The organism is Halopseudomonas sp. (genome assembly GCF_038130085.1).
In the GTDB taxonomy this organism is placed as follows: domain Bacteria; phylum Pseudomonadota; class Gammaproteobacteria; order Pseudomonadales; family Pseudomonadaceae; genus Halopseudomonas.
The window spans coordinates 1-11,564 of sequence record NZ_JAYPMU010000041.1; the positions used below are offsets into that span (position 1 = coordinate 1).

The 11,564-nt window shown below is 54.1% G+C and carries 7 protein-coding genes and 1 pseudogene; 4 read left to right on the forward strand and 4 right to left on the reverse strand.

Features of this window, described 5'->3' with window-relative positions:
- Positions 1-124: 124 nt before the first annotated feature.
- The 3 genes from AAFM31_RS17260 to AAFM31_RS17270 are packed head-to-tail and all read right to left on the reverse strand — an operon-like array spanning position 125 to position 5,976.
- Positions 125-3,295: a CusA/CzcA family heavy metal efflux RND transporter gene (locus AAFM31_RS17260; protein WP_341709121.1), complete on the reverse strand. Its 3,171-nt coding sequence runs from the start codon at positions 3,293-3,295 to the stop codon at positions 125-127.
- A 17-nt stretch (positions 3,296-3,312) separates the two neighbouring features.
- Positions 3,313-4,659 carry an efflux RND transporter periplasmic adaptor subunit gene (locus AAFM31_RS17265; protein ID WP_341709122.1) on the reverse strand — a complete coding sequence of 449 codons (1,347 nt, stop codon included), beginning with the start codon at positions 4,657-4,659 and terminating at the stop codon, positions 3,313-3,315.
- A 9-nt stretch (positions 4,660-4,668) separates the two neighbouring features.
- A complete protein-coding gene (locus AAFM31_RS17270) occupies positions 4,669-5,976 on the reverse strand; it encodes a TolC family protein (RefSeq protein ID WP_341709123.1) in 1,308 nt (435 codons plus the stop codon).
- Positions 5,977-6,813: 837 nt separating this feature from the next.
- Between AAFM31_RS17270 and AAFM31_RS17275 the strand changes: the two genes are divergently transcribed.
- From AAFM31_RS17275 to AAFM31_RS17285, 3 genes are all read left to right on the forward strand, one after another.
- Positions 6,814-8,133 carry an OprD family porin gene (locus AAFM31_RS17275; protein ID WP_341709124.1) on the forward strand — a complete coding sequence of 440 codons (1,320 nt, stop codon included), beginning with the start codon at positions 6,814-6,816 and terminating at the stop codon, positions 8,131-8,133.
- Between the two features lie 322 nt (positions 8,134-8,455).
- Positions 8,456-9,130: a heavy metal response regulator transcription factor gene (locus AAFM31_RS17280; protein WP_096006500.1), complete on the forward strand. Its 675-nt coding sequence runs from the start codon at positions 8,456-8,458 to the stop codon at positions 9,128-9,130.
- Positions 9,127-10,500, forward strand: coding sequence for a heavy metal sensor histidine kinase (locus tag AAFM31_RS17285; RefSeq protein WP_341709125.1), 1,374 nt, complete (start codon positions 9,127-9,129; stop codon positions 10,498-10,500). The genes AAFM31_RS17280 and AAFM31_RS17285 overlap by 4 nt, the downstream gene beginning before the upstream one ends.
- A gap of 122 nt (positions 10,501-10,622) precedes the next feature.
- On the opposite strand, the pseudogene AAFM31_RS17290 reads toward AAFM31_RS17285, so the two are convergent.
- Positions 10,623-10,742 (reverse strand): annotated as a pseudogene (locus AAFM31_RS17290) (Cd(II)/Pb(II)-responsive transcriptional regulator); the annotation flags it as partial.
- Positions 10,743-11,222: 480 nt separating this feature from the next.
- Between AAFM31_RS17290 and AAFM31_RS17295 the strand changes: the two are divergent.
- A partial coding sequence (locus AAFM31_RS17295) for a hypothetical protein (protein ID WP_341709126.1) occupies positions 11,223-11,564 on the forward strand: 342 nt, incomplete at its 3' end.

Consider the following 11,564-nt stretch of genomic DNA (forward strand, 5'->3'; position numbering starts at 1 on the left):
AAGGTGGCGGCTTGACTTAAACCAAACAGCCTCCGCGAAACCCGGGGCGGTTCACTCCGATAATCAACACGCCCCGTTCTTGCTTGCTAGCAAGAACGGGGCGTTGTGTACCGCCATCCGATATCTAGCTCGTTCTGTCGGCGGCTAGCGCGATTTCTTGCTCCTCCAATTCGTCTTCGCGCCGATGAGCCATCTGGTAGAGCAACGGCAAAACTAATAGCGTTAGCACCGTTGAGGAGAGAATCCCCCCGATTACCACCGTCGCAAGGGGGCGCTGCACCTCTGCACCGGTACCCACATTCAAGGCCATTGGAACGAACCCGAGTGAAGCCACTAGGGCCGTCATCAATACCGGGCGTAGCCGGGTAAGACCGCCCTCGCGGATCGCGGTGTCCAGAGGCAAACCTTGCTCCCGTAGGCTACGGATGAAGGAGATCATTACCAGGCCATTTAGAACTGCGACGCCTGACAGAGCAATAAAGCCAACACCTGCTGAAATGGACAATGGGATATCTCTGAGCCACAGCGCAACAATGCCTCCCGTGAGCGCAAATGGAATCCCGGTAAAGACCAACAAGCCGTCTTTGACATTGTTGAACATCATGAAAAGCAGAATGAAGACCAGGAGCAGCGCCACGGGGACGACAATCTGCAGCCGCTTCGTTGCCGATTCAAGCTGCTCAAAGGTACCGCCCCAATCGATCCAATAACCTGCCGGGATATCTACCTGAGCCTGGATTTTCTGTTCTGCCTCGGATACGAATGATCCAATGTCCCGACCACGGACGTTTGCACTGACAACAATTCGCCGTTTCCCTTCCTCTCTACTGATCTGATTCGGACCGGGGGCCAAATCCAGGGTGGCCACCTCGCCGAGGGGGATATAACTTATGGCGCTGTTTAATTCTCTTGGAAGGGCAATTGGAAGCCGCTCAATTGCGGCGAGATCGCTGCGTATCTCGTCCGGTAAACGAACTACGATATCGAAACGCCGGTCTCCTTGAAACAAGGTGCCTGCCTCTCGGCCACCGATAGCTACTGCAACCGCTTGCTGGACGGTATCTAGACTCAGGCCGTATCGTGCGATCTGATCGCGATCGATATCAATCGTGAGCATGGGAAGGCCAGTCGTCTGCTCGACCGTAACCTCTGAAGCGCCTGGTACTTGTCCTAGCACCTCGGATACTTCCGCCGCCGTGCTGTTAAGAACGTCCATGTCATCACCATAGATTTTCACGGCTACCGCGGCACGAACTCCGGAAATCAGCTCGTTGAAACGCAGCTGAATCGGCTGGGAAAACTCGTAGTTATTGCCCGGCAACTCAGCGGCGGATGCTTGCACCTCGCTTAAGAGCTGATTACGCGACTTGCCTGGATCCGGCCACTGTTCTTGTGGCTTCAGCATGACGTACCCGTCAGAGATATTTGGAGGCATAGCATCCGATGCCACTTCCGCAGTGCCAGTTCGCGCAAATATGCGTTCAATCTCCGGAAACTCATCCATAAGCTTTCGCTCCAGCTGCTGCTGCATCTCTACAGACTGACTAAGACTGGTAGCTGGTACACGAAGGGCTTGGATAGCGAAGTCTCCCTCGTTGAGGCTAGGCACGAATTCACTGCCCATACGTGACCCTACGAGGCCAGAAAGTATGACTACAACTACCGCAAAGGTGAGCACTGCTGGCTTGTTGGCCATTACCGCATCGAGCGCAGGTGCGTAGGCCCGTTTAGCATTGCGGATTAGAAAGTTTTCCTTTTCCGTAACCCGCTTACCGATAAAGAGCGCAACGGCCGCCGGGACGAACGTCACCGAAAGGATCATCGCCCCGAATAGCGCTGTCACTACGGTAAACGCCATGGGCGTGAACATCTTACCTTCTACCCCTGTAAGGGCGAATATCGGCAGATACACGATCATAATGATCAGCTGCCCATACAATAGAGGCCGACGCACTTCCTTTGCCGCAGCGAATACTTCATGAAGCCGTTCGGACAGTGTTAATGCCCGTCCGTGATGGGACTGAGCGTGTGCAAGTCGACGCACGCAGTTCTCAACAATCACCACGGCTCCATCGATAATGATGCCGAAATCCAATGCGCCTAGGCTCATCAGGTTGGCGCTGACCTGATTGGCTACCATGCCGGTGAACGTGAAGAGCATAGAAAGCGGTATCACAAGCGCGGTTAGGATCGCCGCCCGGATATTGCCTAAGAAGAGAAAAAGTATAACCACAACAAGAATGGCACCCTCAGTGAGGTTCTTCTTAACGGTGGATATAGCTTTGTCTACGAGTACAGTTCGATCGTAGACAGTAATTGCCTTTACGCCTTCCGGAAGCGAAAGGTTTATCTCTTTCATCTTGTCGTCGACAGCCCTAGAAACTACTCGGCTATTTTCACCGATAAGCATGAAGGCCGTACCTAGTACCACTTCGCGGCCATTCTCGGTGGCTGCGCCAGTGCGGAGCTCCTTTCCAACCTCGACCGTCGCAACGTCGCGGATACGCACTGGGGTACCGTCAACGTTGCTAATAAGGGTATCGCGGATGTCCTCCACAGACTGCATTTGTCCTGGAGCTCGAACAAGATACTGCTCGCCGCGCTTTTCAATATATCCGGCACCTAGATTGTTATTGTTTTGCTCAACCGCCTCGATCAAATCTTGTAGTGTTAGTCCAAACGACCGCAAAGTGTCTGGGTTGGGGGCGATCTGATATTCCTTTGCATATCCTCCGATCGTATTGATCTCAGTAACACCAGGTACATTTCGGACTTGCGGTTTGATGATCCAATCTTGAATCTCACGCAAGTCAGCAGGGGTATACGGCGTACCGTCCGATTTGGTGGCACCTTCCTCAGCTTCAACCGTCCAAAAATAGATTTCGCCAAGCCCAGTGGAAATAGGGCCAAGTGTTGGAGTGACGCCATCTGGGAGCTGATCTTTGGCCCCTCCCAGGCGCTCGTTCACAAGTTGGCGGGCAAAATAGATGTCAGTGCCTTCCTCAAAAATAACTGTGATCTGAGAAAGTCCATATCGAGACAAGGATCGTGTCTGCTCGAGCTTGGGCAGCCCAGCCATTACCGTCTCGAGCGGGTAGGTAATACGCTGCTCCACTTCCAGCGGGGAATAACCTGGCGCCGCAGTGTTGATTTGCACCTGTACGTTGGTGATATCCGGGACAGCATCGATAGGCAGCTTTTGGTAGCTGTAAGCTCCTAACGCTGCCATGCCAAGCACGGCTAGCATAACCAACCAGCGATGCTCGATAGAAAAACGAATGATACGTTCGAACACGATTCTATAACTCCGTATCAGTGAGCATGCGAGGCGCTGGCTTTGCCAAGCTCGGACTTGATGATGAAGCTGTTATCCAAGGCATAGCGCGCTCCGGCCTGGAGGCCTTCCTTGATTTCGACCGCTTCACTATCGCTGCGGCCACTCACGATTGGCTGAGCAGCAAAGCCATGGTCGGTCCGTACAAACACCACCGGCTTTTCTTCCAATGTGTGGATCGCATCAGGACTTACTGCGACTGGCACGGATGCTTCGCCAGCGCCTACCTGCACTTTGACGAACAGGCCGGGGCGCCAAACCCCTTCAGGGTTGGGAAGTGTGACCCGGGCGGTAGCGGCGCGGCTTTGCTGACCAACAAGTGAGCCGACATAAGAAACGGTGCCATTGGCACTGGACTCGAATGCTGTGGCTTCGATAACCGCGTTGCTGCCGACTCGTACCGCGCTGAGTGCATTGGCAGGAACGCTGATATCTGCCCAAACGGTAGAAAGATCGGAAATGATGAATATCTGGTCATCGGTATTGACTGACTCACCGAGAGTGATGTCCTTCTCAACGATCATCCCATCGAACGGCGCCCTGAGTTCGTAGCGGCTCAATGCGTCTGGCTTGCCAGCATCACTGCCAAGCGCTTGTAGCTGTGCTTTTGCATTCGCAACAGTCAGCTCTGCTTCCCGTAGAGCCTGTTGTGCCTGTAAATAATCCTGTTCTGCGGAAATACGCTCTTCCCACAGCTCCTTTTCGCGTCGATAGGTTTTCTGAGCCAATGCAAGACGTTTTTGTGCCGCGTAGAACTCGCTTCTACGTTCCGACAGGTCAGTACTCGCGATCACAGCGAGTACTTGCCCCTGTTTCACCTGTTCGCCCAAATCGACTTTGACCGCTTCAACGACGCCTGAGAGACGAGGCACAACTTGCGCTGTGCGATCCTGGTTAAACGTAATTTCACCTGGCAGCTCGATTGCGCTTTGTATCTGTGCAGGCTGAGCGGTTGCCAGCGAGATGCCCGCGGCTAGGATTTGTGTCTCTGAGAGTTCTACCTCTGCTGTTTCAGTATGCTCCGCTCCCTCGGGCTCATCTTCATGCTCATCTTTCTCTGCCGCACCGACCTCGTGATCGCTATCGGCGCCTCCTTCATCATGGCCATGATCTCCTTCGGCTTCTGCATCCTCACCCGAATGCCCTTCATCCTCATGCTCCGATTCGTCACCATGCTCGCTATGTGCGTCGCCCGCATCGGGCACAGCTGGACTACTGCGAAGAAGCAATCCGCCAAGCATAAGTGCCACGCTTAATATGACGACGATCCAAAAAATCTGCTTCTTGTGAACAGCCAAGGAAGATGTGTTCGATTTACTTGTCATATGGATTCCTTATGGCTGAGTGGCCGAGGTGATAACGGCAGACCCATCGCTGACAATTCGCGAGATTTCTGCCGCCGCCTGATTAGCTTGCGAGAGCGCAGACAGAAACTGAGAGCGGGCTTGGAAAAGCGTGCGTTGAGCATCCAGTACGTCAAGGAACGTGAATTTTCCAAGTTCGAACCCCTTGCTGGCAGCTTCATAAGCGCTTTGGGCACTGGGGAGCATATCGTTGCGCAACAGTTCAAACTGCTGGCGAGCAGTGCGCAGGCGCATGTGTGCTTGGGAAAGCTCGCTTTTCAGGCGTATGTGAACGGCGTTGAGCTCGTCCTGGGCCTGGTAGGCCCGTTCCTGCGCTGCTCCGATGTTGCCTTGGTTTCGATCAAACAACGGCAAGGGCATCGAGATACTCACCAGTCCCAGCGTGCCGTTATATTCATCTGAGCGTTGGGCACCTACGCTAACCGTCACGTTAGAAAAGCGATTCGCCCTTTCCAGCTCCAGCGCAGCCCGACGTCTTTCAGCCTCCCGACGCGCGCGGGTTAGTTGAGCGGAATCGTTCAAACGGCTGTAAAGCTCAGCTAGCTCTGGAAGAGGAGGCACTGCCTCTGCCGGCTCTTCTACTCGCTCAAAGCGTGGCTGTGGATTTCCCCAGTTGGCCGCCAGCCGAGTGCGCGCAGCTTCGAGTTCAGCTGTGGCCTGGGCAAGCTCTACTTGCACGCCAGTAGCCGCAACCTGCGCCCGGGTTTCCTCTACGGGAGAGACCATGCCGGCCCTCACACGTCGATTGGCCACGTTCACTGCTCGCTTCGCAAGATCTGAAGCAGCCTGGGCGAGTTCCAGCCGTTCTTGAGCAGTAAGCACATCGTAATATGCGCCCATCACTGCCCCCCTCAGTCGAGCTTGAGCGTCCTGTAGGTCAGCGGCCGCTACGTCCATGGCGCGTTGCGCTGCCTCAATACGAGCCGAACGTTTACCGCCCAGCTCTATTTCTTGGCTCAGCTCAAGCGTCGTCTCCGGAGCATCGCCCCGGATTCCCTCCTGGCTAGCGGACAATATTGGATTCGGACGTGCTCCGGCTTGGCTAATTAATGCGCGAGAAGCAGCCAGCTCACGTCTTGCAACAGCCAGTTCAGGGCTTGCAGAGCTAGCGAGTTCCAAGGCGCGTAGAAAGCTTATGGAATCGACAGACTCAACGGGGAATGTATTTGACACACCGACAGGTAAGGTCTGTGTGAAGGTCGCCAACTCTAAAGGCTTCGCAAAGGCAAGGTTGCACGACAATGTCGCCAACCCCAGCGGTAGAAGAACTTTTCGCACCGAAATCTCCTAAAAAAGGGAAGGTTCTGTGAGACGTAAGATACAGATAAATGGCGCTTACTGGTTACTTTGGCGTCCCACCGGTTTTGTACTGATGCGCCAATTAGGTTTCTCAGGACGCCCCGCTTCAGCCGATGCGTAGCTAGCAGAAAGAAACGGTTTCAAGCTCATTGATAATACCGAACCAGTACAGATCCCTTTCGTTATAAGCGGCTTGATATGGTCACCATGGAAAACACAATCTCTATCCAGACTGATTTTTTTTGCGGCTTTTGACGATCCATCCTCGTCCGTACCTAGAGATTCATGCGCATGTTCATGATGTCCAAGATGGTTTGATGCCGAACCATATTCATGACTGCAACTCGTGCTTACAACTGCCCATGATGATTGCAATGGGAAAAGGGCTAGCAACAACAGCAGAACTGTTTTTCTCATCCAAGGCAAAAAGATGACTTCCTAGTTTAAATATCGAATCCAATCATAGAACTACCCCGCCAAGACGCTGAATACATGCACCTCTACTGCGATAGTGATTCGCCCTGAATTTAGTAGACAAATACACGAAAGCGTTTTTATCAGCCTTGCCAAGCCGGCGAGATAGCTGATGGCTATGGGGTGGTGACTTTAAATAAGTGTGGATAACGACCTGGTGACCGCAACATTACAAATCTGTAATCGAAGGAGTGCGCGATTGGGCTTCCTCAGATTACAAAATAGTCATTTGCCGCTAATCCTGCCGTCATCTCTAGGGGAAGAACATGGCCAAGCGCTAAAAAACAAAAAGGCGAAAGGCGTCATTCGAGCACTGACCTGCCGTACATAAGGAGCATCATCATGAGCAAAAAGGCCGTTTTTTCGCTGACAGCCCTTTCACTGGCATTGGGCAGCGCCCCGGTCTTTGCCCAATCGGAAACAGCCGAGGGCTTCATCGAAGGCAGCACGCTATCGCTGATAAATCGCAACTTCTATTTCAATCGGGATTTTCGCGACGGTGAGAGTGCCGCCGGCAATGGCTACTCCGAGGAATGGGCCCACGGATTGATGGCCTTCTTCGAGTCCGGATATACCCAAGGCTCGGTAGGGATTGGCTTCGACGCTTTCGCCATGCTCGGCCTCAAGCTCGACTCCGGTTCGGGGCGCTCCGGTGTGGGCGGCAGCATCGACCTGCTTCCCCACGACAGCGCAGGCGATCCTGAGGATGACTTCACACGGGCGGGGGGCGCGGTGAAAGCACGCTTGCTGGACACCGAGATCAAGGCCGGCGATGTATTTCCCACTACACCTGTCGTGCACTTCGGCGACTCTCGGCTGCTGCCGGAGTCTTTCAAGGGTGTCACCGTTGTGAACAACTCGCTGGACGACCTCACCCTCCAGGGAGGCCGCTTGCACGCGATGAGCCAGCCCAACACCAGTAACATGAACGAAGACTTCGTCACCTTCTACGGCGGGGGCGTAGACGCGCCTTGGCTCGGCTACGCGGGCGGTGACTATAGCGTGAACGAAAATCTCAGTTTCAGCTTGTATACCAGCCGCCTCAAGGAAGCCTGGAACCAACATTACTTCGGTCTATCGGCCACCTATCCGCTTTCCGATGCCGTCGTGCTGCTGGGCAGCTTCAACTACTACAAGGCAACCGACGAAGGTCGGAAACTGCTGGGCGAGTTTAATAACAGCATCTGGAGTTCCAGCCTGGGTGTCGCCTTCGGCGCGCACACCGTCACGGCGTCGTATCAGCGAAACAACGGTAACAACGACTTTGACTACTTGCGCCAGGCTGACTCGATCTACCTGAACAACTCCATCCAGTACAGTGATTTCAACTCACCTAAAGAGCAGTCCTGGATGCTGCGTTATGACCTAAACATGGCGGGTTACGGCATACCTGGGCTTACGTTCATGACTCGCTACGCCCGCGGCTGGGGCGCCGATTACAGCAACGCAAATGAGGTATACATGCGCCAAGACGATAACGGCGCGCCTCTGACCGGACAGAAGCGCTGGGAACGCGACGTCGAAGCACGCTACGTTGTACAGACAGGCTCGTTCAAGGACCTCTCTCTGCGGGTGCGCCAGGCTACAACACGGGCGACTGCTTTCGAGTCCGACCTCAATGAGGTTCGATTCATCGCCGAGTACCCGCTCTCGATCCTGTGAAGCACTACGAGCAACACCACATCTTCTTTTTGTGCTCCCTTGGTTTGAAGATGTGTTTCAGGCGCCCGTAGGGCGCCTTTTTTTGTTTAAGTGCACCTCCTTGGGCTGCGGGTCAACCAAATGACCGGTAGATTACAAATTTGCAAGACAGGCCCCGCAGGACTTTTACCGCGTTAAAGTGCTTCCCGCTTCCCTGTGCAGATCATTTCGCCTCTGCCTTTCACGCTAGAGCCAAGCCTCTTTCGTCTTGACCTTATAGTTACTACATGTATTATTTTTGGTTCCGCTTACCACGCACCCCCTTGCCGAGTTACCTGAAAACATGCGCATCCTGGTTGTAGAAGACGAAATCAAAGCTGCGGAATACCTGCAGCAGGGTCTTATCGAATGTGGGTACATCGTCGATTGCGTAAGTGATGGGCTCGATGGATTTCACCTAGCACTGCAGAACGACTATGACATCGTGCTACTGGATGTGAATCTGCCAAACATGGATGGGTGGGAGGTGCTCGAACTTATTAGGCGGCGTAAACAGACACGCGTCATCATGCTGACAGCCAACGCCCGCCTAGAGCAAAAAGTCCGCGGTTTTGAGCTGGGTGCTGATGACTATCTGGTCAAGCCGTTTCAGTTCCCTGAGCTGCTCGCTCGTATCCGGACACTGTTGCGGCGAGGCGAGGCAGTCACACTTCCGAGCAACCTGCGTGTAGCCGACCTCGAACTGGACCCGGCCCGGCATAGGGCTTACCGGAGCGGTCAGCGTATCGACCTCACCAGCAAAGAATTTGCGTTATTGCATCTGCTCATGCGCCGGACTGGCGAAGTCCTCACGCGTACGGAAATAACTGCCATGGTGTGGGACATCAATTTCGACTGCGATACCAATGTGGTGGATGTTGCGATTCGTCGCCTGCGGATGAAAGTGGACGAACCCTTCGGCGATCGCCTGATACACACCATCCGGGGTGTGGGCTACGTGCTGGAGGCGCGGCCTTGAAGCCACTCAGCCTCGCATCGCGTCTCGCGCTTCAAATCACACTGACCGGCGCCGCTTTGGTCGCGCTGCTGATTGCACTGAGCTACTGGGTACTGGTGCGCCAACTGGAACTGCGCGCCCAGGAGGAAGTGACGGCCAAGCTCTCTCAGATCGATCATGCACTCCTCGAAGACACCAAAGCCCGTATGGGCCGCTCCTGGCAACACGCATTGAGCGATACCGTACTCGGCCATGACAACCTTTCGATTACGGTCATCGGCGATACAGCGAAATCACCCATTTTCAGTATCGGCCGATTCGCCAATGCGCCGCAGCAGCTGGATCTCGTGAGCAGGGACGGCGACTATCTTGGCTGGACAACGAAAGATGGCGTGCAGATGCTAACCGGGCGCAAGCAAATCCAAGTCCCGGGACTGGCTTCAATGACGCTTTTACTTTCGCAAGATCGCAGTGCCGATCAACGGCTGGTGGCTGCATTCCTGCGCTCGGCCTTAGTGACCGTGCCGATGCTACTGATATTGATCGGATTGGCTGGATGGCTAATCGCCCAAAATGGCTTGCGGCCGCTTCGCAAGTTCCGGGCCTTGGCGACTAAGGTATCTACACAGGATCTATCACCTCGAATCCGCAACGATCGGCTTCCGCAAGAGCTCCAGGCATTGGCGCACAGCCTCAACGTAATGCTTCATCGACTCGATGACGGCGTTCAGCAACTGTCACAATTCTCGGACGATGTGGCTCATGAGTTAAAAACTCCGCTGAACAACCTGATAGGCAAGGCGCAGGTGACTTTGGTGCGTGAGCGAAGCAAGGAGCATTATCGGGAGGTGATCGAGTCGTCGGTTGAAGAACTCGAACGCATGGATCGAATCGTGTCAGACATGCTGTTTCTCGCCCAGGCCAGCCACGCCAGCCCAGCACTGAAGCTCGAACAATTATCTTTAGGAAGCGAGGCGAGGCGCGTATGTGAATACTTCGAAGTCCTTGCCGAAGAAGCGGGAGTCGCTACGACAGTAACGGGCGATGCCATGATTTTGGGAAATCGACTTATGGTCCAGCGGGCCATTTCCAACCTGCTATCCAACGCGCTGCGGCATTCAAATACTGGCAGTACGGTCGAACTTAAGATCCTTGAGGAGGACGTAGACATCGTCTCGCTGGCTGTCACCAATCATGGCGCGACTATCGAATCGGATCATCTCCCACATCTGTTCGACCGCTTTTACCGCGTTAACGGCATACAACCTCGCGGGGCAGGATTGGGGCTAGCGATTGTCCGCTCAGTGATGAACCTCCACAAAGGCCACGTGGCCGTCGCCAGCAAAGACGGTCGGACCACGTTTGAACTCACGTTTCCTCGGCAGGCCTGACTCAAAGTGATACCGCACGGAGACAGCCATCACTACGAAGGGGCAAAAACCACAGGGACAAACAACCATTTCGAGGGCATGCGCGTTGGCCGGGTAACCAGGCCCGCAAGCCCCAACGCCGTTCATTTAATGCATGCGTCCTCGCTAATTCCGGCGAGAATGCCGCAAGCCTCAACTTCCCGCCCATCGTTGCAATTAGCCCGCAGTGAAACGAGTTGTCGTTCGAGTGATTGCAGAGCGGTTTCAATACTTGTGCTTTGGCAACAAGCGTCACAGGTAACGTCTGAAGTCGTTTCCGTTGGCTGCATTGCAACGTGCCGCATGATCATCACCTCCGAGGGGAGGAAAGTTTACAGCTGCCATCGAGCCCACATTTGAGACTAATTGAAGGTGGGCGAACATGCGCAAGCATGTGAGAGCAACACAAAGCCTAGAAATCAAACATTTATGGTTTGAATGTCTTAATTTTCCGTGATCTCGTTATGATTCCATAAAAATTCCCGCCATGGAAATGTTCTGATAAATCAATCAGTTAGGATGGATGTGAGTGAATTTTCCCGTTATCTCGGCATGGCCCCGAATTCTATCCTTGGCGGCGCGCCCAACAGATTGCGCGTCAACCTGGTTATCTTGGTTTCTTCCCGGCGTGGCCGATCGAAGTGCATGAGGGCTTTGTATCGTCCGGGGAGGTTACGTCATCTTACTTGGCACTGATGACAATGATGGATAGCGACATTGAAGTGAGCGACGTCGATCAGGCCTTTGCTGAACACCGGGTCGGTATTGTCAAAAGTTATGTCTATCCGCGGCCGTTTCAAGCGCTAATTGAGCGCTTTCCACAAAGCATTGATGCAGCAGCAACCAGTGAGTTGTCGCTATTGAAAATGCTCAGCATGGGGCGATTCCACCTGGCCGTCACCGATCCGACCGTAATGGAGTATCTGGCCCAACGCAACGGGATCGGCGAGGTGCGCGTAGCCAAGATGCTGTTTGAGGCGCCGCTGGTGATTGAACCGCCCCGGGTTTCGCGGAGGCTGTTTGGTTTAAGTCAAGCCGCCACCTTG